Below are 26,149 nucleotides of genomic sequence, written 5' to 3' on the forward strand. Positions count from 1 at the left end.
ATCCTATTCTAATATTTTAACTGGTGTTAACTATTAACAAAATCATTAACACCAGTTAATTACTTAATTTCCCACACGTCTTTTCCTACAATAAATTTACTTGAAATTATTGGCCTTTTATTAAATTTAAACTGGCATTCATTTTGCTGAAGGTAATGATGGACTTATGTTGGGGATATAATTATTTAAACAGTCTAAACGAGGAGGAGGTCTGTATGAAGACATTAGTTGTATATTCATCCCAAACAGGAAACACAAAAAAATTGGCACAAGCTGCCTATCAAGTATTGCCAGAACCCAAAGAGATATACAGTATTGAAAATGCTCCTGCACCAGATGGCTATGATTTAGTAGTAATAGGGTTTTGGTTTAAAAAAGGAGTCCCAGATCCAGCTTCCCTTGAATACCTTCAAAAAATAAAAAACAAAAAGGTATTTCTAATGGCAACGCATGGCGCAGCCCCTGATTCAGAACACGCCAAAAGAGGTATGGAAAGGGCAAAGGATTTACTTGAGGGCTGTGATATAATAGGAACTTTTAATTGCCAGGGTGAGGTCTCTCCAAAGATAATGGAAAAGGCTGCATCAAAACCAACTCCCCCTGAATGGTTCAAAGACGCTCCACTGTCTAAAGGTCATCCAGATGACAACGATATCTCAAACCTAATACAAAAAATAAAAAAGGCTGTTTCAAGATAATTAAATTAAAACTAGTTCAAGGAGTAATTTTTTATGGAAAAAATATCTTTTTCCAATATTGCAATTGTGTCGTGTGGGACCCTGAGTATGGAAATCAGGGCCCTTCAGGAAGAAGGATTTTTAGACACTGAACACATATTTTTCACTACCCCGGGACTACATCAAGATATCAAGGAATTGGAACGTCAATTAATATCCAGGATAAATAAGGCCAAAGAAGTATGTGATAAAGTGCTGGTAGTTTATGGGGGGAAATTTTGCTATGTAAATCCAGATGAACCAACCAGGACCATGAAGGTCATAATAGACGAACAAGGTCCCAATGTAGTCAGGATACAGGCCAGCCATTGTATAGATATGATTATAAGTGAAGAAGAGAGGGAAAAGGCTGCGTTAGAGCTTGCTGGTGGAGAAAAGGTGTGGTGGATGACCCCTGGTTGGGTAAGGTTCAGAAAGCAGGTATTCAAGGGCTGGGATAAAGCTATGGCAAATGAGAATTTCCCAAGACATACAGGTGGTGCCATTGTGGCAGATGGAATTGGTTTTATGGAAAAATATATGAATGAGCATCCAGAGGAATTTTTGGAGTATTGCGACTGGATGGGTATTCCAATGCAAACATATGAAGTAACCTTAGACAGATTTAAAAATTTACTCACAGAACAGGCAAAAATACTCAATGAGATTTAGATTCATAGTGGATGGGTAAAGGTATTAAATACCTTGCCCTTTCCACTATATCACACCTTTAAAAACATGCCACTTAACCTACCTTAAGAGTTCCCGTGCGGTTCTGTCTTTTAAGGCTTCAAGTGTCCCGCCAGCAATTCCGCCAAAAAAAACATCTCTGAGTAATTTCTGAATAATAAAAGAACGGGAAAATCCATAACCACCGTGTAATTGAAGGGCCTGCTCACACACCCATCTAACAGTCTCATTTGCATAAAACTTGGCAGAAGATACCTCTTTTACAAAGGGATATCCATTTTCAGCGAGATAACATGCATGCCATACCATAAGTCTTGATGCCCTGATTCTGGCATACATCTCTGCTAGCTTAAATTGAACATGCTGATATGCTTTTGTAAACGGAAGTCCTTTTTTTGGTTCTTTTCTCTTGGTCAAAAAAGAAATGGTCTCATCCAGGGCCCTTTGTGCAATTCCATTGCAGATAGATGGGTTTTCCATACGCTCAAAATTAAAGAGTTTCATGGCCTCAGCAAAGGCATTAGGCCCATCTTTTATGAGATTTTCCTTGGGAACTTTACAGTTGTCAAAAAAGACCGAACCCCATGAACCTGCTCTATCTCCAAATGATGGCTCTTCTGATGTTAAAATTCCTGGAAATTCTTTCTCAACCAAAAAAATGCCTATGCCTTTGTGTCCTTTTTCTTCTGGATGGGTTCGTGCGAACACCACAAAGAGATCTGCAATAGTGGCATTTGTTATAAATACCTTGGTCCCATTTAATACATAGTGGTCCCCATCAAGGGTTGCCGTGGTCTGCATGTAGGATGACCAACTTCCAGGAACATCCCCTTCTGTCATGGCAAAGGCAAGAATTTTCTCACCTGTGGCTACTTTTGGGAGATATTTTTGTTTTATCTCTTCTGATGCCATCTCATATATAACTGCAGCAGCCGCCCCAGTATGTATTAAGGTAGTGATAGCAACGCTGGCATCTGCATAACCAAGTTCTTCCATTAAAATAAGCTCTGAATACATGTCTGCGCCCATACCACTATATTTTTCTGGAATCCTTAGCCCAAACACATCTAGATCCTTTAATTTTCTAAAAAGTCTTACAGTTTCTTTAAGGTCACCTTTTTCATCCCTTTCCAATGCACCTCCTATTAGTTCTTTTTTTGCAAAATCCCTTATACTTTGCCTGAGGAGTTGGTGTTCTATTGATAAAAAAGGTAGTCTTAAATCTTCTAAATACATGAGTTGACTCCATGTTTAATACCCCAAAGCCTTTGGGAAACAGGTTATAATCTCTGGAAATATCATGCAAAGTACAATGGTTATCACGTCTATTATAAGAAATGGTATGGCAGCCAAAAAAAGTTCTTTTAAATCCATCCTATCATCCAATGCCTTAACAATATATATGTTAAGACCCATTAGTAGTGTATCATTTTTTCTGTAAAATTGATTTATTTGAAAAATTAGTAGGTCATGGCTTAACCTTTCTGATATTTGGAAAAAATATAGATAGAAAGGAAGTTGCCATGACCTGTAGGGATAAAGATACCATAGTAAGGGAGGCATTGGAACTGATTACTGAAGAGGGGCTCGATGGCATGGGTAAGGCCGTGAAGTTACTGATAAACCTTGCCATGGAGGTTGAGAGGGATAAGTACTTGGGTGTGTTGCCGTATGAGAGGAGTGAAAATAGGAGGAGGAGAAGAAATGGGTATAAACCGAAGAGGGTAAAAACTCGTGTAGGTGAGTTGGAGTTTAGCATTCCGCAGGTAAGAGAGGGAAAATTTTATCCAAAGAGTTTGGAAAAGGGGTTGAGATCAGAACGAGCATTAAAATTGGCGTTGGCGGAGATGTATGTTCATGGGGTTTCAACCCGTAAGGTAGCTGCTATTACAGAGGAGTTATGCGGATTAGAGATCAGTAGTTCGCAGGTAAGCAAGGCAGCAAATGAATTGGATGATATCCTGGAGAAGTGGCAGAACCGACCGCTTGGAGCTTATCGTTATTTAGTTCTTGATGCAAGGTATGAGAAAGTTCGAGAAGGTGGTCGGGTACTTGATTGTGCTGTATTAATTGCGGTAGGTGCAAGGGAGAACGGAAAGCGGGAAGTGTTGGGAGTTTCAGTTGCTCTTTCAGAAAGTGAGGTACACTGGCACAATTTCATAAGGAGTTTAATGGAAAGGGGTCTCCATGGAGTTGAGCTGGTCATAAGTGATGCTCACGAAGGTTTAAAGAGTGCATTGAAAGCAGTTTTACCAGGTGTAGCATGGCAACGTTGCCAGTTTCATCTTCAACAAAATGCTCAAAGCTACATTCCCAGGCAGAGCATGAAAAAGGAGGTCGCATCGAGTATCAGAGCCATTTTTAATGCGCCGTGTGAAGAAGAAGCCCGAAGACTTCTTTCACAATTCGTAAAACATTACGCCGAAGCCGCTCCTAGGCTCGCAACTTGGGCAGAAGAGAATATTCCGGAAGGTTTCACAGTTTTTAGGTTTCCGGAAGAGCACAGACGAAGGATTCGGACATCCAACATGGTTGAACGGCTTAATAGGGAGATAAACAGAAGAACACGGGTAGTGGGGATTTTCCCGAACTCTGCATCATGCTTAAGGCTAGTGAGTGCGGTATTGATGGAGATTTCTGAGGAATGGGAACAAGGGAGGATATATCTGAGAATGACATAGTAAAAAAGCTGTTTTTAGGGAACCCCGTTTCCCCTTTGAGGGACGGAAGGGGGGGTATAAACAGAGGCGAAACAGAGGTCACCTCAAAGGCTTGGCCTTGACGGGGCAAAACTCAAAGCTGGTAAAATAACGGCACCAATTTGCGGGTTTTAGATAAGCTGTTTTTAGTGTAACCCCAAAGCCGGGGTTACAATCACCAGCTTTGAGTGCCCAGTCAAGGCTGACCGAAGTGAAGCCTCATATCAGAAAGGTTAAGCACCTTTTTACAGAAAAATTCTTACACTATCTTCATCCATAACCCAATCACTAATCGGAGCAAAAGAAATAGGCAGATAAGGTTAATATTACTCAATTAGTAAAGAGTATTGACATTTTCATCCAATGTTGATTTCATATCCATATGTTAATCAGTTTTTGAGCCCATTTTTTAATATTTCACATAAAAATAATTTTTAGGAAGTTGCGTTAAGGTCTACAGCAGTATATTATATTGATTTATTTTAGAATTTGTATATATAATATAATACACAATATGTTTTAAGGAGTATTTATGGAAGATTTTTTTAATAAAAAAGATATATTATTTAATATATCACTAAACTCCATAAAGATAGGAATAGTTATTTTAGATAAAGAGAGTTGTATAAGATTTATTAATAATACTGCTAGAGAGATTTTAAATATAAAAAATAAGACAAATAAATTATATTTGTCAGATATATCGTATAATGCATGGAGTGAAATAAAAGATATATTTAAAACTAAAAAAGAACAAATTGGGAAAAGAGAAAAGATTAAAGGTAAAACATTATTTGTACAACGTTATCCAATAGAATATAACGGTAAAGTAATAGGTGTTATTAGCCTTTTCCAACATTTTTCTGAAATGGAAAAGTTGGCAAATGAACTTGAAACATATCATTTACTTGTTAAGGAATTAAATACTATTATAGAATCTATCTATGATGGAATTTATGTAACTGATGGATATGGAAAAACACTTAGAGTTAATTCTTCCTGGGCAAAAATAACAGGTCTGAAACCAGAATATGTTTTAGGTAAGACTGTAAAGGAATTAGAAGAAAAAGGATATGTATCTAAATTTGTAACACCAATGGTAATTAAAAATAAAAAGCCAATGTCTATTCAAGCTAAAACTGTTACTGGTAAGGAAGTATTGGTTTCTGGAAATCCTGTATTAGATAAAGATGGAAAGGTAAGTATGGTTGTTACGACAGTTAGAGACCTTTCTGAGATGAGGCAACTTAGTAGAGAGCTAAAGGAAGCCAAAGAGCTGGCAGAACAATATGAACACAAGATTAGAGAATTAAAAAAACAAATTATAAATCTTCCCTCAAATATAATATGCGAATCAAAATCCATGGAAAGGATTTTGGATATAATTGTTCAATTACAGCATAATAGAGTTCCAGTTTTAATTTATGGAGAAACAGGAGTTGGTAAGGGTGTTATAGCAAAATTAATACATAAAATGACTTTTCCCAAATTAGATGCTCCATATGTGAGTATTAATTGTAGTGCAATCCCTGACAATTTATTGGAAGCTGAGTTATTTGGTTATGAAAAAGGGGCGTTCACAGGAGCAGATTCCAGTGGTAAACCAGGACTGTTTGAACTAGCCCATGGAGGTACTTTGGTATTAGATGAAATAGGAGAGTTGCCTTTATATCTTCAATCAAAGTTGCTTACTGTTCTTGAAGATTATGAAATTAAAAGAATAGGTGGGGTTAAGCGTAAGAAAATTAATGTTAGAATAATTTGCATTACTAATAGAGACTTAAAAGACATGGTTTCAAAGGGAAAATTTCGTCAAGACCTCTTCTTTAGAATAAACGTAGTCCCTATTTATGTACCGCCCTTAAGAAAAAGAAAAGAAGATATTATACCATTAATTTACTATTATTTGAGAGAATTTAATACAAAATATAAAATGAAAAAGTCATTTTCAAAAGGAGTTATTGACTTTTTGTATAATTACCATTGGCCAGGAAATGTTAGAGAGTTAAAAAACTTAGTTGAGCGACTTATAATTATGAGTCAAAATAATGTTATTGATGAAGGTGAATTACCAAAGGATATCTTTCTAAAGAATAATACTAACTATCCCTTAAACGAATTTCATTCACTAAAAGAAATGGTGAGAAAATATGAAATTAGTGTTATTGAAAAAGCAGTAAGAAAATTTGGAAGTGTAGTTAAGGCGTCCAAGATATTAAAGGTAGCCCCTTCTACCCTTTATCGTAAATTGCAAAAATGAAAATGAGTTATTGCAAAAAAGCAAAATTTAATAACGTATATTCTGGCTAAATATACTTAAATTTTCTCTACTGTATTTTCAAATTTGCAATCCCTCCATATTTTTTTCTGTTTTTATGGAGATTTTATCTTTGAAAATTAATAAAAAATAGATGGTTATGTCATTGATAATAATGGTACAAATTTTGCTAAAAAATTAGAAACGTTATACAATTCAATATGAATAAAAGGTATGGAGGACTATTTATGGCTTTTAAAGGAATAGACTTTTTCAGATTGGACGATAAACTTTCTAAAGAAGAAAAGTTAATTAAAAAGTCAGTGAGAGAGTTTTTGAACAAGGAAATAGAACCGTTAGTAAAGGAAGCCTTTCATAAGGAAGAATCTCTACCTTTTAAGGACATTGCTCCTAAAATGGGAGACATTGGAATGTTAGGTACTTTTTTGCCAGAGGAATATGGATGTCCTGGAGGAAATTATGTGGAATTTGGCCTGGTTTGTCAGGAAGTGGAAAGGGTGGATAGCGCTCTGAGGAGTTTTGTTGCAGTTACCTCTGGCCTTGTTATGTATCCCATATGGAAATTTGGGGATGAGGAACAAAAGAAAAAATATTTGCCTAAACTTGCAAGTGGAGAAATTATTGGATGTTTTGGATTGACTGAACCAAATCATGGTTCTGATCCTGGTTCCATGGAGACAACTGCTAAAAAAGATGGCAATGAGTGGATATTAAATGGAACCAAAACTTGGATAACAGAAGCAGATATAGCGGACATTGCAGTTGTGTTTGCAAAGGATGTAGATGATGGAAGGATTAAAGGATTTGTCGTTGAGAGAGAAACTAAGGGCTTTACACAATCAGCTATTACACAAAAAGGGTCCATGAGGGCTGGAGGTGTAGGTGAGCTTGGATTTGTAAATTGCAGGATCCCTGAAAAGAATCTTTTACCTAATTCAGGAGGACTTAAATCTCCACTTATGTGTTTAAACCAGGCGAGATATGGAATTTCATGGGGTGCTTTAGGTGCCGCTATGGATTGTTTCGAGACTGCTTTAACTTACACCAAAGAGAGGAAACAGTTTGGAGAGCCTCTAGCTTCATACCAATTAGTACAAGAAAAACTGGTAAAGATGTTCATGGAAATTTCTAAAGGACAATTAGTATCATATAGGGTTGGAAGACTTTTAGACCAAGGAAAAGGAACACCTGAGATGATTTCTTTTGCAAAAAAGAATAATGTTTGGGTGGCTAGGATGTGTGCTAGAATAGCTAGAGAACTTTTAGGTGCCAATGGTATCTCCCTAGACTACTCTCCAATTAGACATATGGCTAACATCGAAAGCGTGTATACATATGAGGGGACCAATGACATTCACACATTGATTTTAGGACGATATATAACAGGGATTCAAGCTTTTACTAGAAAGAGTTAGTGATCAACTTCTCTATTATCGGAGAAAAAATGGTAATGAAAAAAATTAAATTAACACAAGTTATTAAAGCTTTTGGTTAGTTAGTGTTATAAATTTAATTCAAAACTACCTTTAATGAGAAAACAACTTAAGGCAAAGAGAATACCTTGTTGGAAAAAATATAAAAGTATTTCTAAGTTACAATTACTAATTTATATTTATCTTAACCCGAGGTTATCAATTTAATAACCTCGGGTTACCATTTGAGATTCTTTAAATCTAACTAGAATTCTAAAATAGTAGTTATACATATGTAATTGGATCAATCAAATTAAATTTTTTTGATTCGCTCTATGGCCTTTTCCACATTTTCTCTAAAGTTAAAGGCACTTAACCTAATATACCCTTCACCGCACATTCCAAATCCACTGCCAGGAGTACATACCACCCCGCACTTTTTCAATAACAAGTCAAAAAATTTCCACGAATTCATATTTACCTTCACCCATACATATGGAGAATTTTCTCCACCCACACAAAAATATCCAATATCTTCCAATGACTTTCTAATTAATTTTGCATTTTCTAAATAATAAGTAATGCGTTCTTTTACCTCATTTCGACCTTTTTCTGAATATATGGCCTCTGCTCCTCTTTGAACAATATAAGAAACTCCATTGAATTTTGTTGATTGTCTCCTTAACCATAAGTTGTATAAACTTACCTCTTTACCATCCCTTGTATACCCAACACAATCTTTAGGAACTACAGTATATGCACACCTCACTCCTGTAAAACCAGCAGTTTTTGAAAAACTCCTAAATTCTATTGCAACCTTTTTGGCTCCAGAGATCTCATAAATAGAGCGAGGAATATCTGAATCTTGGACAAAGGCCTCATATGCTGCGTCAAATAAAATAATTGATTTATTTTGGAAAGCGTATTCCACCCACTTTTTTAGCTCATCTTTATTAATAGTTGCTCCAGTTGGGTTATTTGGAAAACACAAGTATATAATGTCAATCTTATTTTCAGGAATATCTGGAATAAAATTGTTTTCAATGGTGCATTCCAAGTACTTAATATCTGTATATCTTCCATCTTTGAGTTCTCCTGCTCTGCCAGCCATTACATTTGTGTCTATGTATACAGGATACACAGGGTCTGGGATACCTACTATGGCGTCTGAAGAAAAAAGTTCCTGGAAATTACCAGTATCGCATTTGGATCCGTCACTTACAAAAATTTCATCTCTTGATATATCTATACCCCTGTTCTGAAAGTCAAAAAATGCTATTTTTTCTCTTAAAAATTCATATCCTTGGGCAGGTCCATATCCCCTAAATGTATCAGCATTACCCATTTCATTTAGTGCTTTTTCCATTGCTTCAATACATGATTGAGGAAGAGGTAGAGTGACATCTCCAATACCCATTTTTATTATATCAATTTCAGGATTTTCTTTCTGAAATTCATTTACTCTCTTTGCAGTCTCAAAAAATAAGTAACTCTGTTGTAACTTAAGAAAGTTTTCATTAATTAATGTCATTATATTTACCTCCTGCAATTAATATATAGTAGTTATATTTGTTCGTTATCTCTTATTTAAGTTCTTGGTGGACATAGAAAACCAACGCCAAACTGTTGCTTAGAATTTTGATAAATATTTAGGTATCTTCCCTGGTGTTCATTTGGCACTAAAATTACATATATAATTTCTTTGAATTCTTCTGCTTCAGATATTATCTGTGTAAGGAGATTCTTGCCTGTTTTAAAAAAATCCTCTTTAAAAATAGTTTTGTGATGATTTGGAAAGATAGCTAAAGGAAGTATCTGTGATTCCACAAGATCATTAAAAAAATGTGTTCCATAGGATACTTCAGGAGTTGATCCATTTTGTTCAAAGGCAACTTCAGCTAACACTTTTGCTCTATTTATATCCTCATAAGTCACTTTTACTCCTAAATTTAAATCATTTGATCCCCATCTACCAGGTCCAAAAAGAGCAAAGGAACCCTTCTCAAGACACCTGTTGAGTTTGCCCACAATGTGTCCAACTTTTATCTTTTTTTGAGGAGATGGTATAGTGGCATATTTTTTGGGATCAACATAAATGACATATTTTATTCCTTCTATCTTACAATTATTTAATGCCATGTGGGTTGTAAAAATGATATCTTTGTCTGGAATATCATGAGGAATTTCTACATCATGTTCTTCTTGAGTCACAAAAAGAGGTCTACACTGTAAAATATATAATATCCCATTGTCCCAGGCAAATTCTACGTCAACAGGTGTATTATAAGCCTCTTCTAATTTTTTTAAGACCTTCTTCATTAGGGCAATGAATTTTGTTTTTTTTATGAGATTATCAAAAGTTATACACACAGATACTTTATCTAAAGGAACTTTTTTAAAAAGTGGGGATGAGATGTGCTCGTTGTCTATTATTGAAATGGCATGATACATTTCTGGATGTTTTGCTTGTTTTATAAATTCCTTTATAGAAACGCTCTTCACACACCTTTCTTTAATATCTAACACATCTATGAATTTTTGAGAATATTTTACTATTTGGTCTGCACTCACTTCTGGACGTAGAGAAGGATGAGAGAGGTAAATCATTCTGGGATAGTCTCCACCAACCCTATCCACTGCTCGGGTTCCAAGTCCTAACACCAACCTAACCATTCCCAGATTTTTATCAATTTTAGGTGACCATGAATAAGAACTATAAGAAAATCCTACACCAGCAGCAAAGGGGAAAAAATAGTTCCCAACTCTTCTGCCAACCACTTTTTGAACAAGAACACTCATTCGTTCATCAAAATCAAGTAAGTTACGATCTCTTCTATATATTAACGCTGCAGGAGAATAGGCACTCATATGTACCTGTTTCAGACCTAAAATAAATTCTTCTAATCTTGTCTCTATATCTCCTTGATTTGCAAGAAATACAGAATCATATTTTCCTGAAAAGGCATATCCAAAGTTGTCTTCTAATAGACTAGATGAACGAAGAATCAAGGGGTGTTCTCCCACCTTTTTTAAAAATTCCTTAAATTGATCAACTATGTTATCTGGAAATTTTGCCCTTTTAAAAAGCTCGCTTATCTGCTCATATCCTTTTTGAATCTCCTCTAATGTTTTATATTTTTGTGTATGAAACTCATATAGGTCGTTATAATCTATGAATTCTGAAAAAATTCCTGAATTGAAATAATAGGATTCTGGGATTTTTATATATTTTTCCAGATCCTTATCTCTATCCCCAAACCTTGGCACAAGTATCCTATAAGCGAGATACATACCTGCTGCCTTACCACCAATTCTACCAGGCCTTCTCTTACTCCTGTATGTATTTTCCAAAATATCATTTACATCTCTGACTGTGATATGATTTTTGGCAATGCTGATAAAAGACAGTTGATTTGAGATAAAATAATTAATCAGGGCAACCCTCATCCCTTCTACCTCACTTGGAGAAAGATACAAGTCCCCCTCTGGAATTTCGCAAAACTTCTTAAGTGCTCTTAGTATCTGTCCATAGGTTGCCCCTTCTTTGTTAACTGTTTTTGCTAATTTTTTAAACAATACCTTTTTTCTTGCGAGATTAATATAATCATCCCATCTACTATTCTCAAAATAAATGGAAAAAAATATAACAACGAGTATCTTTTTTAATTCTTCCTCCTCTATTCGTTGTCTTAATAGGCTTTTTACTTGATATATTTTACTCTCAATAACAGCTTCATCTATATTGAAATTCTCTTTTAAAGCATCTTTAAAAACTGAAAATACGGTATTTTTTATTTCAGGATATTTAAATATACGGTTAATTAGTTCATACTCTTTGATTAATTGAATAAGTATATTATGGTGCAGATCTAATTTCATCTATACCCAACCCCTAAGTCTACATGCTTCAGCTACCCTTGATACAGCTAAAAGATAAGCAGCCTTTCTCATGTGGATATTCTCTTTTATATGCATCTCATAAACTGCTCTAAATGCCTTGGTCATTTTTTCACATAATCTTCTTTGGATCTCCTTAAGACTCCAATAATAATTATATGCATTCTGCACCTGTTCAAAATAGGATACAGTAACACCGCCTGCATTTGCCAAAAAGTCAGGAAGAACCAATATACCTCTATCAAATAAAATATTATCAGCTTCAGGAGTTGTTGGACCATTTGCAAGCTCACAACTTATTTTACATTTTATTTTATCTGCATTTTCCTCAGTTATTACATTTTCAAGTGCTGCAGGAAATAATACTGTAACATCTAATTCAAGTAATTCCTCATTGGTTATGGAATCTGCATCTTTAAAACCTACAACTGAACCAGTCTCTCTCTTGTACTCAATTAATGCTTTCACATTAATACCCTTTGGATTATAAATTCCCCCTTTTGAATCTGACACAGCAACTAACTTCATTTTAAGTAAAGTTTCACCTAAAATAGCTGCATTCTGCCCAGCATTTCCAAATCCCTGCACTGCCATTGAGTTACCTTCTAAATTAAGCCCTATTGCTTTTGCTGCCTCCCTTACCACATAGATACCACCACGTGCAGTGGCACTTTTTCTTCCAGGAGAGCCTCCCAAAGGCAAGGGCTTTCCAGTAATAACTCCAGGATGTTTTTCCCCAACCAAGGTTTCATATTCATCCATCATCCACGCCATAATTTGTGGATTAGTGTATACATCAGGTGCTGGGACATCCTGAAATACTCCTAGGTGTTTCCCAGCAGCTCTCATGTAACCTCTAGCCAGACGCTCCTTTTCTGGCTCTGAAAGCTCCTTTGGATTACAAACAACACCACCTTTTCCACCTCCTAGGGGCAGATCTAAGACTGCTGTCTTCCATGTCATCCATGCAGCAAGTGCTCTAACAGTATCTATGGTCTCATCAGGATGCCATCTTATTCCGCCTTTTGCAGGTCCCCTAGCCGTGTTATACTGCACCCTAAATGCCTCAAATACCTTGATACTACCATCATCCATCCTCACTGGAATACGAAAATGAAGCTCCATCATTGGCCATCTCAAAAGTTCATGGGTTGATTCATCTAACCCCAAATACTCCGCTGCTTCATCTAATTGCTTTTGTGCTATGTGAAATGGATTTAAACTATTTTCCATAGTTATTCCTCCTAACATATGTTCTGAGTTTAAATATCAAAAATAAAAATTAAATTAGTTTCCATGATTTCTATTTATTGTTAGGCATGAGAATATAATGAAAGGAATATTTTTTAGATGTCTTTCAATAATTATAACCAGATATTAGTGGCGCAAGTTATCATGTTAACTCCATTAGCTCCCCTAAATTTTTCTGTTCTGCATATTCAACTATTGCTTTCGCAGCAGCCGCATCCTGCACAGCTATACCAACAGTCTTAAAAATGGTAATTTCTTCATCAGATGTCCTTCCAAGACTTTTTTTACTTACAATTTCTCCAATTTCAGCATATATTGATACTTTTGGTTTGATAATATCTCCTGTTTCTGCCAAACAAGCCTCACGGGAATCAACCACTACTTTAGCCTGTTGCATAAGTTTGCCATCTATCTCCTGCATATTAGGGGTATAAGATCCAACAGCAGTTACATGGGTTCCGGGCCTAACATAACTTCCATCAAATACAGGAGTAGTAGATGTTGTAGCTGTAACGATTATATGTGCTCTACTTACAGCTTTATTGGGGTCGTCAAATATAATTACGTCGGGGGGAGATGGGAGTGATTTTAATTTGAGGGCAAGATTTTCTTTATTTTTTTCATTCGGATCAAAGATCCATATGCGTTTTATATTCCTAACAGCAAGTACTCCACAAATCTGTGCCCACCCTTGAGTTCCTGCACCAAAAACAACCAAATTCTCTGAATTTGGTAAGGAGAGAAGTTTGGCTGCAAGTCCGCCTGCAGCACCGGTTCTAATAGCTGTTAGGGTATAACCTTCTATAATCGCCCGGGGTATTCCTGTATCTGAATCAATAGCTAGGACAATGCCTGGAACTGTTGGCAAGCCATGCTCTATATTTTCTGGGTACACAGATACCACCTTAATTGCTACAGCCCCAGTATCCATAAGATAGGCTGGCATAAATAATGTTTCTCCTTTTTTAGTTTTAACTCGATTCCTTAATGGCACTTGAGCTCTCCCTGAAGAAAACTGAGAAAAGGCTTCAGCCATGACATCAATTGCCTTTTCCATAGGAAGCGCCTTTTTAACATCCTCTGAACAAAGAAATCTTACCTTCATAAATTATTCCTTCCAGGTTTTTGTTATTTGAAGGGCCTTGGTTAATACTTCTCCCTTAAAACGGTATTTAAGAGCAGACGTTAGCATATCTTCATTTATTGCAATTTTATTTTTGGCAAGCCATGCAATAGAGGCAAGAGCAAGATCTTGAGAACGAATTTTTCTTGCATCAAAGTCAAGTTCAATTGTAGATCCATTATTGGGCGGAATGTTTAGGCCCTTTTTTATAATAATGGTGGTATCCGGTGATAGGGTTTTAAAAAGAGATTTTTTTCTATTTACACCTTCTTCAGCCAGGGCAATTAATACTGTGGGATTTTCAATCCCTGTAAAATCAACTTTCTCTGGACTTAAAATGACTTCTGTGACAGAATGACCACGCATCACTGTGATAGGATAATCATTCTTCTGAGTTGTATAAAGACCAGCTGTGACACCTGCCATACAAAGAAGTTCTCCAGCAGTAACAATTCTTTGACCAGCTGCTCCCATGATAACTATTTCATGTCTTTTATTTTGAGGTGGCGAATACAATGTCTCAAATTCTATAGGTTCTGGTGGACTGGATGTATTATTTGCCACCTCTGTATAATGTTTGGTGTATTCAGGTCTTTTATTTTGTTTTAAAAAGTGCGTCCACTCAGGAAGTTTTTCAATCTTTTTCTTAATTATCTTAGGAGAGATTTCATTTCGCTTTATATATCTTCCTGTACATATACCCCAAATATCTAAAACAGAAAAACCTTCAAATCTTATTGCCTCCTCAATCTTTTCAACAAGATTCTTTTCATATACGGAAGTTCTATCCACCCAACCAGCTCCAGCAGAGGCAGTTACCTGACATATGTCAATTGGTTTTTCCAATTGATTTAAAAATCCTGAGGATACTTTAGCATCTTGGGGGGTAGTAACAGAATACTGTCCACCTGTCATACCATAGTTAAAATTATTTAAAACCAACAAAGTAAGGTCAATATTTCTCCTACATGTTGCCAATACATGCGCACCTCCAATTCCAAGACCTCCATCTCCCATTGTAACTATAACCTTAAGCTCAGGTCTAGCTAACTTTATACCTGTAGCATAGGTTAGTGCCCTGCCATGAAGTCCATGTACCGCATGGGTATTAAAAAAGGTATCAAAAAGCCCTGAACAACCAATATCAGAAACAATTACCACCTGGTTTCCTTTAACACCTAATCGTATCAATGCCTTGTCTAAGGCCTGTACCACACGTTCATGAGAACATCCTGGGCAAAATACTGGAGGTCTACTTTTATTTAATAAACTGGTGTCAGTCATCTTGTAATTGCCTCCTCAATCTGGGTAGGTGAAATTAGCATACCATTCATCTGTCCCAGAAAATTTATCTTTTTATCATAAAATATCCTTTTTATTTCTCTAACATATTGTCCAAGATTCATCTCAACAACTACTATCTTTTTGTAGTTTTTTCCCTTTTCTCTAATTAGCTTTTCAGGCACAGGCCATAATGTTTTTAACACAAGTAATGAAGCCATAATATTGTTTTTTGCAAGATTTTTTACAGCTACCTTGGCTGCCCTAGCTGTAACACCATAAGTTATAACAAGGGTATCAGCCCCTTTTATTTCAAAAAAATCATAAAAAGAAAATTCATCTATGTGAGATTCTATCTTCTTGTAGAGCCTATTTTGAAAATTACTTATCTCTTCAGGATCTGTAGTAATGTATCCGTTTATTCCATGGGTTGAAGATGTAATACGTACAAGTTGCTTGCTCCCAAGAGGAAGAAAGGAAGGGGGAGAATTATCATTTTCCGTCTTGTATGGAAGATAAGGCTCACTATCATCCGCCATCTTTCGATTAACTAATGGAGGAAGTTTTACTTCTTTTAGATTAATTGTATCTCTGGTCATCCCAAGTTCTTTATTGGAGGCGATAAACACTGGACAACGATATTGTTCTGCAAGGTTAAAGGCATGTATAGTTAATACAAAACAATCTTTGACATCTACAGGAGCCAGGACTATTACTGGTAATCCTCCAGAATTTCCCCACCTCAAAAACTGTATGTCACCGTCAGCACCACGAGTTGCAGAACCAGTGGAAGGGCCTAACCTCTGGACATCCACAATTACTATTGGGATCTCGCTTCCAATAGCAAAGGATATCTGTTCACTGTAGAGACTGATTCCTGGACCGGAAGTAGCAGTCATGACTTTCATTCCACTTAAAGAGGCCCCAAGACAAAATCCAATAGAGGCTATTTCATCTTCCCCCTGAATACAAATACCTCCAAGAGGAGGGAGAAGTTTTAACATTTCATGATACAGAGAGGTGGCCGGGGTTATTGGATATCCCGCAAAAAACCTACAACCCGCGGCCACTGCTGCACGTGCAATTGCCTCATTTCCTTCCATCAAACAAAGACGCATTATAATGATCCCCCTGAGTATCCCATTTTATATTTCAAATCTAATACCTTGAGCGAGTGGAAGGTCATCTGAAAAGTTAATTGTAACAGTCTGGCGTCTCATGTAGGCCTTCCATGCATCTGATCCAGCTTCTCTTCCTCCTCCTGTCTCCTTTTCTCCTCCAAAAGCTCCTCCAATCTCTGCACCAGATGTGCCGATGTTTACATTGGCTATTCCACAGTCAGATCCCCACGCTGATAGGAATGCTTCAGATTCTTTTATGTTTTGTGTAAAAATAGCAGAAGAAAGACCTTGTGGTACATTATTGTGAATTTCAAGTGCTTCTTCTATATGTCCAGAGTATTTTATTAGGTATAGTATTGGAGCAAATGTCTCTTCTCTAACAATTGGCATATCACTTTTCGCAATAACTAGGGTCGGTTTAACATAACAACCAGATTCATATCCAGGCCCATCTAGTACTTCCCCACCATAGATTATTTCACCACCTTGTTCCTTAATTATCTGTAAGGCTTTTTTATAGTTTTCCACCGCCTTTTTATCAATTAAAGGACCAACATGAACCGATGGATCTAAAGGATTACCAATTTTTAAACTTGCATATGCTTTAATTAAGGCTTCTTTCACTCTGTCAAAAATATTCTCATGGATTATTAGTCTTCTTGTGGTAGTGCACCTCTGACCAGCAGTGCCCACTGCCCCAAAGACTATTGCTGGAATAGCTAGTTTTAAATCAGCACTTTCTGTTAAAATAATGGCATTGTTTCCCCCAAGTTCCAGTATATATCTTCCCATTCGTTTTGATATAACAGTAGCAGCATGTCTTCCCACAGGAATGGATCCAGTTATAGAAATAAGAGGCAACCTTTTGTCTTGTAACATTTTCTCTCCAATAGTCTCTCCACTTCCTATCACCAGATTAAAAATACCTTCAGGTAATCCTTCTTCCTTTATAACTTCAGATAATATGTTTTGAACGGCTATTGCTGTTAGAGGTACAGACGATGCAGGTTTCCACACCATAACATCTCCGCATACAGCAGCAATAAAGGCATTCCAAGACCACACTGCAACAGGAAAATTAAATGCCGTTATAATACCTACTGGTCCTAATGGATGGTATTGTTCATACATACGATGTGCTGGTCTTTCAGAGTGCATGGTAAAGCCATATAATTGTCTAGAAAGACCCACTGCAAAATCAGCAATATCTATCATTTCTTGAACCTCACCCCAGCCTTCCTGGAGGATCTTTCCGTTTTCATAACTAACCAATCTACCGAGAACATCCTTGTATTCCCTTAGCTTAAGACCTATTTTTCTAACTACCTCACCACGTTTTGGAGCTGGAACCTTTCGCCAGTATTTAAAGGCCTCAGTTGCTTTATTCACAACAGTATTATAATCTTCTTCTGAGGCCTTATACACAGACGCAATAGTTTTTCCATCAACTGGAGAAAAACTCTCTATAACACCTTTATCACTGGATTTACCCCAATCTACGCCAGTGCTAGAACCAAAGTTGATTTTTTTTATACCAAGTTTATCAAGGACCTCATTTAAATTCATAATGTTAACCTCCATTTTGCCATTTATTAACGCAATATAAATTTTTGAACTGAGTGATACAATCTTGCTCCTGTCTCGTAGAAAAGCTCCCAGAATTTTTTTGTTGTAATTGGCTTTGGCTCTGAAACTGGCAAAGGAATCACATCATCTGATTTTTCATGCAAAAAATAGTCAGCCATGAGCTTACCAAACATGGTTCCAGGACCTATTCCCCTGCCGTTATAGCTCATAACAGTTATAAAATCAGGTCCAAGTTTGTAAAACCTAGGCATGTGATTAGTTGTCATTGCTATCACGCCATACCAGGCATACTCAAATTCCACTTTTCCTATTTGGGGGAATACCTTGCGAATCATTCTTTTTGCCCATCTTCTGTGTAACTTATTGGCAAATCCATTAACAGTTCCTACACTTCCCACTACAAGACGCCCATCTTTGTCTAATCTCATTGAGGCCAAAACAGTATTAGTATCCCATGTGCCGTGTCTCTCAGGAATGACTGTTTTTAACACACTTTCAGGCAAAGGTTTTGTGGCATATTGAAAATAATTAAATTTTATGAAGGTCTTTGTTAATTCTGGAAGAACCTTTTCCACATATCCATTGGTGGCGCAAATTATAGCTTGTGAGCGTACTGTACCTTTAGGAGTTTTAATGTACCATTTGCCTGATTCCCTTTTAATGTAAATTGCGGGACTTCTCTCAAAAAGCTGTGCTCCATTCTTAACAGCAGCATGGGCAAGACCATGAAGATATGCTAGAGGCTGCACTGTCCCCGCCCTTAAGTCCCATAGAGCTCCATGATAAGCATTTGAGCCTATTTTTTCTGCAGCTGAGTGTCTATCTAAGAGCTTTACAGGAGCACCTCTTAGACCCCATTGTTTTTCTCTTTCCCTAAGGTAACGAAATCCTGCTTTTGAATGTGCACACTGGAGTGTACCATTTCTAATGGCTTCACATGACATTTTATACTTTTCTATTAAGTTAAACACCAAATCAGGTGATTCTCCTAATACAGCATTGAGCTGTTCTCCATAATATGTGCCAAGCTCTTTGACTACATCTTCAGGAAGCACCCATAGGCCCGCATTTACCAACCCTACATTTCTCCCAGAACCTCCATATCCTAAATATTTAGATTCTAATAATACAGCTTTTATTCCTGCCTCTGCCAAATGTAGAGCAGCAGATACACCTGTATAACCACCTCCTATAATTGCAATATCACAGGTAATATCTTCCTGAAGTTCATGAAGTGGGGGGGGAGGAGGGGCGGTAACCGCCCACAATCCCTGTTCTTTTATTTTATCCTCCATATTGTCGGCCTCCTAATCACTATCCCGTTGTATAACTAATAAATAAATTTCATCTCAAATCTTATTATTTTTTCCCTTTTATATTTTTCTCATAATATTCTACACATGACATAGTAACAAAGGGTGGTGCCTTACTGTCTCCTTTCTGGTCAAACTCATACATAGGATTGGCTACACCTTCATGTCTTACTTTTCTCATCAGCTTTATAAATTTTTCCCTTGTTGTACCGCCCATTTCAATTACTTTTTCCGCGATTTTAACAGCATCATATCCATAAATAGCAGAAAGTGGAGGAAATCCTCCATATCTTTTTTCCCACTCTTCCTTTATAACCTTTGCAGCAGGCCTGGTAATATCAATGGTTGGAGACAACTGGATATAAACATTATGGACATCACCTGCTAGCTCGTAAAATTTAGGTTCAGTCATTGCATCAGGAACATAGATCAGAACATTCCACCCAAGCTGTCTTGCCTGTCTTACTATCATTCCTCCTTCGTTATATGTGACAAAAAGTATTAAAACACCAGGATTTTTTGCCCTGGATTTCATTAAAACAGACTTAAAATCAAGATCCTGACCCGCTGTTATAACACTTTCTGCCACCACCTTAATACCAAGTTTCTTAGCTGCTTCTTTGAAATATTTTACCAATTGTTGACCATAATCCTGATTTTCACTAATTATGGCTGCTGAATGTTTGTTAAAACGATTTTTCACCTGTTCAGCCATATAAGTAGCTATAGATTTTGTAGTATAGGTTAGGCGAATAATATTATCAAAGCCCTGCTCAGTAATGGTGTTTGCGTTGGAATATGTGACAATGTTTGGCACCCTATTTCTGTAAAAAACTGGAGTAGCAGCAAGGGCACATGAACTAATAGTAGGACCAATTGCTACAAGATAATCTCCAGCAGAAATTCTTTTAGCAATACTTGCTGATTCTTTGGGATCCCCACGATCATCAAAAAAATCCAGTTTTAGTTTATAACCTTTTAGTGGCCCAGCCTGAATCCCACCTTTCTTATTAATTTCATCCACTGCTATTTCTTGTCCCCGCTTGTCTCCAAGACCATAATCGCCGTATTTACCAGTGGCAGCATCATAACCTGCAATCTTCACAATCTTTCTTTTATGATCCACCCCATCCTTTGCAAAACAATGAATAGACATTCCCAAAAGAAACATTAGTACGGTAGCTAAAATTAAAGTTTTCTTTCTCATACTTACCTCCTTATATTTTTGTGTTTATTGTTCACCAAGGTAACACTTACGAACCTCATCTGATTGCAAAAGTTCATGGGATTGTCCTTCAAGAACAATCCTACCAAGCTCCATAACATAGGCCCTTTGTGTAATAGAGAGAGCCTTTTTTACATTTTGTTCTATTAACAGGACTGCCATTCCATTTTCGTTAAGATGAGAAATAACTTTCATGATTTCATTGACCAAAAAAGGAGCCAGTCCCATTGATGGCTCATCTAGTAAAAGTACTTTGGGCCTTGCCATAAGCCCCCTTGCTATTGCAAGCATCTGTTGTTCTCCCCCACTTAAAGTGCCTGCTAATTGACTGGCCCTCTCCTTTAATACAGGAAACAGCTCAAAACACATTTCCATGTCTTTTTTAATTTCCTGTTGGTCTTTACGTAGGTAAGCACCCATCTCCAGATTGACCATAACTGTGGACTTGGCAAACACTCTACGCCCTTCTGGAACATGTACTATCCCTCTGGCAACAATTTTTTCGGGAGCCATGCGAGTTATGGGTTCTCCTTCAAAAAGAATCTCCCCTTTTGTGGCCTTTATAAGTCCAGATATAGTCTTAAGAAGAGTAGTTTTCCCAGCACCATTTGCTCCAATTACTGCTACGATTTCACCAGCATCAATATAAAGGCTAATTTCATTTAAAACATTAATCTTTCCATATCCAGAACAAACTTTCTTAACTTCTAACATATTGAACCTTCCTCTTCTCCAAGGTAAATTTTTTGGACGTCCTTGTCTGCCTGAATTTCTGCGGGACTTCCTTCACGAAATTTACTGCCCGCATTAAGCACTACTATCCTTTCTGCAACTGACATTATAAAACGCATATTGTGTTCTATAATAAAGAGGGTATAACCCTTTGATTGTAACTGCAGTATAAATTCTGCCAATGTATCCATCTCTACAGGATTCATTCCAGCACATGGCTCATCTAAAAATATAAGTTCAGGTTCTGAGGCCAGTGCACGACAGATTTCAATTAGACGCTGTTCTCCGTACGGTAAATTTTTTGCTAGTTCATCCTTGCGATGAGCCAATTTTACCATTTCAAGGATTTCTAATGCCTTATCAACTGCTTCTTTTTCTCTTTTTCTAGTCTTAAAAGGTCTTAAATAGATATCAATTAGAGAATTTTTTATCCTACAGTGTTGACCAATTAATATATTGTCCAATACAGATATATTTGAAAACACTCTTAAATTTTGAAAAGTTCTGGTGATTCCTTTTTCAGTGATTTTATAGGGTGGCAAACCTGATATTGATTCTCCATTAAATAGGACATCTCCTCCATCTGGTTCATAAATCCCGGTGATCACATTGATAAAAGTGGATTTCCCACTTCCATTTGGACCTATCATGCCCAAAATTTCACCTTTTTTTATTTCCAGAGATACATTATTTACTGCAAAGACACCGCCAAAATTCTTTTGAAGTCTTTCTGTTTTTAAGAGTGTCATAAAAACTACCTCATACACTGTTTTTTAGTCTTTAAAGGCCGAAATTCCAAATAATCCTTGAGGCCTAAACAAAAGTACACCAATCATTATAGCTCCAATTATCATCATTCTATAACTATCCAGAGGTCTAAATAATTCTGTCGCTACAGTCATTAAAAATACACCTAGCAACGATGCCCATAATCTTCCCATTCCCCCAACTATTACCATTATAATCATCAAACAGGAATCTTCTAATTTAAAATTTGAAGGTGTTACTGTAGTTTGGTACACAGCTAAGAGGCTACCAGCAAGTCCTGCATAAATAGATCCAATTGTAAATGACATAATCATATACATAGGCGTATTTACACCCATTGCCTGAGCCGCCAGTTCGTCTTCACGGATCGCGATAAAGGCACGTCCAAAACGGGAATGTACCAAAAGATACAAAGTAACATAGGTAAAAGCCAACAGTGCAAGACCGAAGTAATAATAGTCAGCCTCTGTTCTTAGGGCATATCCTAAAATTCGTGGTATAGGTATCCCAACTATACCCATGGCACCCCCAGTGAAACCTATCCATGCAACTGCTACAAGACGGAATATTTCACCAAATGCTATAGTTATTAAACAAAAATAATCTCCACGAACCTTTCTTGTTGGAATAGCTAGTAACAAAGCAATGAGAAAAGTGACCATGCCTGATATAATAAATGCTGGTACAAATCCAAATCCATGCCTTACCATGAGAATTGCAGTGGTGTAAGCTCCTATTCCGTAAAATGCAGCATGTCCAAGGGAAAGTAGCCCTGTATATCCTAAGATGAGATCGAGCCCCATACAACACACTCCGAACAGGATCATAAAATTTAGGGTGCCTAAGATATAAGGGTTTTTTATAAATAATGGGAGCATAAGTAAGAGAATTACAATTCCTAAAACCACTACAGTTTTTAGCGTTTTTTTGCCTTCTCCATTCAAGGTTTTCATAGCTTTAGAATTTGTCATATTATTATTTAAGTTCTTTACCACTTATAACCTCCTCAATTAGCTCTTTAAACTTTTTTGATTTCAATTTCACCCATAATACCAGTAGGCTTTACGAGCAATATAAGTATAAGAAGCATAAATATAATAGGGTCCCGAAAAGAACTAGATATGTAAACTCCTACAAAATTTTCAGCTAGCCCCATTATCATGGAACCAATAAAGGCACCACTGAAGCTCCCAATTCCTCCTATTACTGCTGCAGTAAAAGCTACTATGGTACCACGAAATCCCATTCCAATTGAGATAACGTTATAAGATGAAGAATATAAGATACCTCCAATTACTCCCAGAACACCACCAAGGAAATAAACTATGGAAATGGTTCTATTTATAGGAATGCCCATTAAACTTGAGGCTTCCAAATCTTCTGATGCACAGAGTATGGCCTTTCCTATCTTATGATACTTTAAAAAAAGGTTAAATATAACCAACACTCCAATGGCAATAGCTAGAGTAATAACATTGGTTAATGATACAGTTATCCCAAAAATTGTAAAAGTACGTGCAGGGAATAAAGAAGGAAAAGATAAAACTTGGTTACCCCAATTTAGTTCTGAGATATTCTGAATTATATATGCAGCACCTAGGGCCGTGATCATTGAGATCATTCGATGTTGCTCTGCTCTAAGACGTCTATAACAGATAATTTCAACTAGAGAGGCCAACGTCCCGCCCACAATTACAGAAACAATTATTGCCGCTACAGGATGCCAATGATGAACAGACAAAAGTGACCAGGCTAGTAATGTACCAAAAATATATACATCTCCATGCGCAAAATTCATCAACCTTAAAATTCCATAAACCATACTATAACCAATGGTTACTAACGTATAGATTGCTCCAACCATTATACCAACTGTAAGAACATTCCAGAACATAGTACGCTCCTTTTTATTAAAAAGGTCATAACCACTTTAGAATCAACATTTTTAAAATTCAATATCACAATTTTCTTATCTAAACCTCATTCAAACTTTTTAGCAATTGTTACGCCATATTAATAACATCTTGAATTTATTTGATTATAATATAAAAGTTTTTCTTATGAGCATGTTTAAAAATTTTGCAGTTTTGCTAAAATTTTAAGAAATTATATAAAAACCCATATAATTTCAAATGATTACTTAAAAAGCATTTATGCAAAAAAAATTTTCAATTTTGCAAAAGATAAGGGGGTAATCTTTATGACAAGTTACTAATGTATTTGATCTCCCCTTTGTTAATCGCCTTTAAAGGAAAAAAATTATAAGTTGCAAATAAAAACAGAATGTGTTTTTTGTTTGTGTCTAAAAATTCTTAATAAGAATTTTGTTTACTAATGTTTTTTTTCAGAGTAAAGTAAAATCCACTAGTGGGTGTTTTTTGAGGTTTTTTAATAAAAAAAGGGGTATCAAATGAGTCAGGATGTTCTTATAGTCGGTGGTGGTGTAATTGGAGTATCTATTGCTTATTACTTAAGCTCAGAAGGATTGAGGGTTTCCCTATTAGATAAAAGAGGTGTCTGTTCCACAGATGCCAGTTCTTACGGTAACGCTGGGCTTATTGTGCCAAGTCACGTGATTCCCCTTGCTGCACCTGGTGTTATTAGTCAGAGTTTGCGTTGGATGCTAATGAAGAAAAATAGTCCCTTTTACATTAAACCTCGTCTTGATTTTGAACTTCTAAAGTGGCTTTGGCAATTTAGATCTGCTTGCAATGATACTCAAATGCACAAGGCTATTTCCATAATTAGATCGTTGAATATAGCCAGTTATTCATTATTAAATGAGCTACAATCAACAGAAAATATTGAATGTAGTTTTGATCAACGTGGATGGCTACATCTTTATACTGATGAAAAAAGTTTCCATAAAGCAGCCAAGGAGGCTGAATTACTTAATAAAAATGGAATTACTCTCAAGATATTGGGAAAAAATGAGGTTCTGCAATATGAGCCCCACATTTTGCCATCAATAACAGGAGGAATCTATTTTGCTGAGGATGCTCATCTGAATCCTCATCAATTTGTTACAGAATTAGCTAAACTGGCACAAAAAAGAGGTGTAAATTTTCTAACAAATACTGAAGTAATTACCTTTGAGACCAAGAAAAACAAAGTTGACAAAATCATAACTACTAAAGGCCAATTAAAAGCTGAACAGGTGGTGCTAGCAACAGGTGTATGGACTTCCATGTTAGGTAAGGAATTGGGTCTTAATTTACCTCTTCAACCAGCAAAGGGATATAGTATAACTATTGAATATCCTGAAGTTATTCCCAATATACCATTATACTTAGGGGAAGAAAAGGTAGCTGTTACACCTCTGGGGCATAGAATGCGTTTAGCAGGGGTACTAGAGTTAAGTGGATTAGATGTATCTATAAAATGGAAACGAATAGAAAATATTCTGAGCGCTCTTCAAAATTATATAAAAGTTAAAAACAATTTTCATATTATGGAAGTCTGGAGAGGAATGCGCCCTGTGACTCCAGATGGTTTACCAATAATTGGGCGTAGTAATCTTTTTAAAAATTTATTAATAGCATGTGGCCATGGGATGTTAGGGATTACTCAAGGATTAGTGACTGGAAAACTGTTAAAAGAAATTATCTTAGACAAGCCACCTAGTATAGATGTAACTCCATTAAGTATAGAACGTTTTTTATAGCGGAAGTTTACCCCGTGAATTAGTATAACCTATTAAATATTAAGGATAAAAATAGCAATTTTTGGCGTTTTTATGGTATCCGGATTGATAAAAAAGCTATAAAGATGGCTATCCTGACCTTTAATACCTCTCACCTCAAGCTTCTCCAGGGAAGCTGAATTATTATTCCTTCTCCATATCTGGGGTCAACGTATCTTCTAAACTAGCCTATTTCATCTTAAAAAGATATGCAAAATTTGTTTTATCATCCATTAAACAATATACCGGAAGTTCACCCCTACAAATTAGTATAACATATTGAATATTAATGAGAAAGTGGCGGTTTTTAGGATTTTTATGTAGTCACTAATAGAGATATTTTTTAGTTGACATATAGTAGATTATTATATATA

21 protein-coding genes are annotated in these 26,149 nt (G+C 36.3%); 6 read left to right on the forward strand and 15 right to left on the reverse strand.

From position 1 onward, the window contains the following. The first annotated feature begins 215 nt into the window (after positions 1–215). Both ACYQ0O_RS03355 and ACYQ0O_RS03360 read left to right on the forward strand, forming a co-directional pair. Positions 216–698 (forward strand): flavodoxin family protein, encoded by a 483-nt coding sequence (locus ACYQ0O_RS03355; RefSeq protein ID WP_459890621.1) that lies wholly within the window; start codon positions 216–218, stop codon positions 696–698. Positions 699–731: 33 nt separating this feature from the next. Continuing rightward, positions 732–1,388 (forward strand): DUF1638 domain-containing protein, encoded by a 657-nt coding sequence (locus ACYQ0O_RS03360; protein WP_459890623.1) that lies wholly within the window; start codon positions 732–734, stop codon positions 1,386–1,388. 78 nt (positions 1,389–1,466) lie between these two features. Here the strand turns inward: ACYQ0O_RS03360 and ACYQ0O_RS03365 are convergent, their stop codons facing one another. Continuing rightward, the gene (locus tag ACYQ0O_RS03365; protein WP_459890625.1) at positions 1,467–2,642 is read right to left on the reverse strand and encodes an acyl-CoA dehydrogenase family protein; all 1,176 of its coding nucleotides are present in this window, start codon (positions 2,640–2,642) and stop codon (positions 1,467–1,469) included. 15 nt (positions 2,643–2,657) lie between these two features. Next, positions 2,658–2,822 (reverse strand): hypothetical protein, encoded by a 165-nt coding sequence (locus ACYQ0O_RS03370; RefSeq protein WP_459890627.1) that lies wholly within the window; start codon positions 2,820–2,822, stop codon positions 2,658–2,660. Between the two features lie 107 nt (positions 2,823–2,929). Between ACYQ0O_RS03370 and ACYQ0O_RS03375 the strand changes: the two genes are divergently transcribed. The 3 genes from ACYQ0O_RS03375 (at position 2,930) to ACYQ0O_RS03385 (ending at position 7,798) form a co-directional block, all read left to right on the forward strand. After that, positions 2,930–4,087, forward strand: a complete 1,158-nt coding sequence (locus tag ACYQ0O_RS03375; RefSeq protein ID WP_459890663.1) for an IS256 family transposase — start codon at positions 2,930–2,932, stop codon at positions 4,085–4,087. A 550-nt stretch (positions 4,088–4,637) separates the two neighbouring features. Beyond that, the gene (locus ACYQ0O_RS03380) at positions 4,638–6,365 is read left to right on the forward strand and encodes a sigma-54 interaction domain-containing protein (RefSeq protein ID WP_459890629.1); all 1,728 of its coding nucleotides are present in this window, start codon (positions 4,638–4,640) and stop codon (positions 6,363–6,365) included. Between the two features lie 245 nt (positions 6,366–6,610). Then, the gene (locus ACYQ0O_RS03385) at positions 6,611–7,798 is read left to right on the forward strand and encodes an acyl-CoA dehydrogenase (RefSeq protein ID WP_459890631.1); all 1,188 of its coding nucleotides are present in this window, start codon (positions 6,611–6,613) and stop codon (positions 7,796–7,798) included. A 310-nt stretch (positions 7,799–8,108) separates the two neighbouring features. Here ACYQ0O_RS03385 and ACYQ0O_RS03390 read toward each other — a convergent pair whose 3' ends face one another. The 13 genes from ACYQ0O_RS03390 to ACYQ0O_RS03450 form a co-directional block, all read right to left on the reverse strand. After that, on the reverse strand, positions 8,109–9,326 hold the full coding sequence (locus ACYQ0O_RS03390; protein WP_459890633.1) for an LL-diaminopimelate aminotransferase: 1,218 nt from the start codon (positions 9,324–9,326) through the stop codon (positions 8,109–8,111). 56 nt (positions 9,327–9,382) lie between these two features. Then, positions 9,383–11,674 carry a PEP/pyruvate-binding domain-containing protein gene (locus ACYQ0O_RS03395; RefSeq protein WP_459890635.1) on the reverse strand — a complete coding sequence of 764 codons (2,292 nt, stop codon included), beginning with the start codon at positions 11,672–11,674 and terminating at the stop codon, positions 9,383–9,385. Next, positions 11,675–12,925, reverse strand: a complete 1,251-nt coding sequence (locus tag ACYQ0O_RS03400; RefSeq protein ID WP_459890637.1) for a Glu/Leu/Phe/Val family dehydrogenase — start codon at positions 12,923–12,925, stop codon at positions 11,675–11,677. Positions 12,926–13,085: 160 nt separating this feature from the next. After that, on the reverse strand, positions 13,086–14,048 hold the full coding sequence (locus ACYQ0O_RS03405) for an ornithine cyclodeaminase family protein (protein ID WP_459890639.1): 963 nt from the start codon (positions 14,046–14,048) through the stop codon (positions 13,086–13,088). Positions 14,049–14,051: 3 nt separating this feature from the next. Then, complete coding sequence (locus ACYQ0O_RS03410; protein WP_459890641.1) at positions 14,052–15,350, reverse strand: thiamine pyrophosphate-dependent enzyme; 1,299 nt, start codon at positions 15,348–15,350, stop codon at positions 14,052–14,054. Further along, a complete protein-coding gene (locus ACYQ0O_RS03415; protein ID WP_459890643.1) occupies positions 15,347–16,465 on the reverse strand; it encodes a transketolase C-terminal domain-containing protein in 1,119 nt (372 codons plus the stop codon). The genes ACYQ0O_RS03410 and ACYQ0O_RS03415 overlap by 4 nt, the downstream gene beginning before the upstream one ends. Positions 16,466–16,492: 27 nt before the next feature. Next, positions 16,493–18,034, reverse strand: coding sequence for an L-piperidine-6-carboxylate dehydrogenase (amaB, locus tag ACYQ0O_RS03420; protein ID WP_459890645.1), 1,542 nt, complete (start codon positions 18,032–18,034; stop codon positions 16,493–16,495). A gap of 26 nt (positions 18,035–18,060) precedes the next feature. Continuing rightward, positions 18,061–19,350, reverse strand: a complete 1,290-nt coding sequence (locus ACYQ0O_RS03425; RefSeq protein ID WP_459890647.1) for an NAD(P)/FAD-dependent oxidoreductase — start codon at positions 19,348–19,350, stop codon at positions 18,061–18,063. Positions 19,351–19,414: 64 nt separating this feature from the next. After that, positions 19,415–20,575 carry an ABC transporter substrate-binding protein gene (locus ACYQ0O_RS03430; protein ID WP_459890649.1) on the reverse strand — a complete coding sequence of 387 codons (1,161 nt, stop codon included), beginning with the start codon at positions 20,573–20,575 and terminating at the stop codon, positions 19,415–19,417. A gap of 24 nt (positions 20,576–20,599) precedes the next feature. Then, positions 20,600–21,307, reverse strand: coding sequence for an ABC transporter ATP-binding protein (locus ACYQ0O_RS03435; RefSeq protein WP_459890651.1), 708 nt, complete (start codon positions 21,305–21,307; stop codon positions 20,600–20,602). Continuing rightward, positions 21,301–22,074: an ABC transporter ATP-binding protein gene (locus ACYQ0O_RS03440; RefSeq protein WP_459890653.1), complete on the reverse strand. Its 774-nt coding sequence runs from the start codon at positions 22,072–22,074 to the stop codon at positions 21,301–21,303. Before ACYQ0O_RS03440 ends, ACYQ0O_RS03435 begins: the two co-directional genes overlap by 7 nt. A 24-nt stretch (positions 22,075–22,098) precedes the next feature. Then, positions 22,099–23,088, reverse strand: a complete 990-nt coding sequence (locus tag ACYQ0O_RS03445) for a branched-chain amino acid ABC transporter permease (RefSeq protein WP_459890655.1) — start codon at positions 23,086–23,088, stop codon at positions 22,099–22,101. A 23-nt stretch (positions 23,089–23,111) separates the two neighbouring features. Then, positions 23,112–23,987 (reverse strand): branched-chain amino acid ABC transporter permease, encoded by an 876-nt coding sequence (locus tag ACYQ0O_RS03450; RefSeq protein WP_459890657.1) that lies wholly within the window; start codon positions 23,985–23,987, stop codon positions 23,112–23,114. 516 nt (positions 23,988–24,503) lie between these two features. Here ACYQ0O_RS03450 and ACYQ0O_RS03455 point away from each other — a divergent pair. Next, positions 24,504–25,757 carry an NAD(P)/FAD-dependent oxidoreductase gene (locus ACYQ0O_RS03455; protein ID WP_459890659.1) on the forward strand — a complete coding sequence of 418 codons (1,254 nt, stop codon included), beginning with the start codon at positions 24,504–24,506 and terminating at the stop codon, positions 25,755–25,757. Positions 25,758–26,149: the final 392 nt, after the last annotated feature.

The sequence above is a fragment of the Desulfothermus okinawensis JCM 13304 genome (assembly GCF_054654515.1).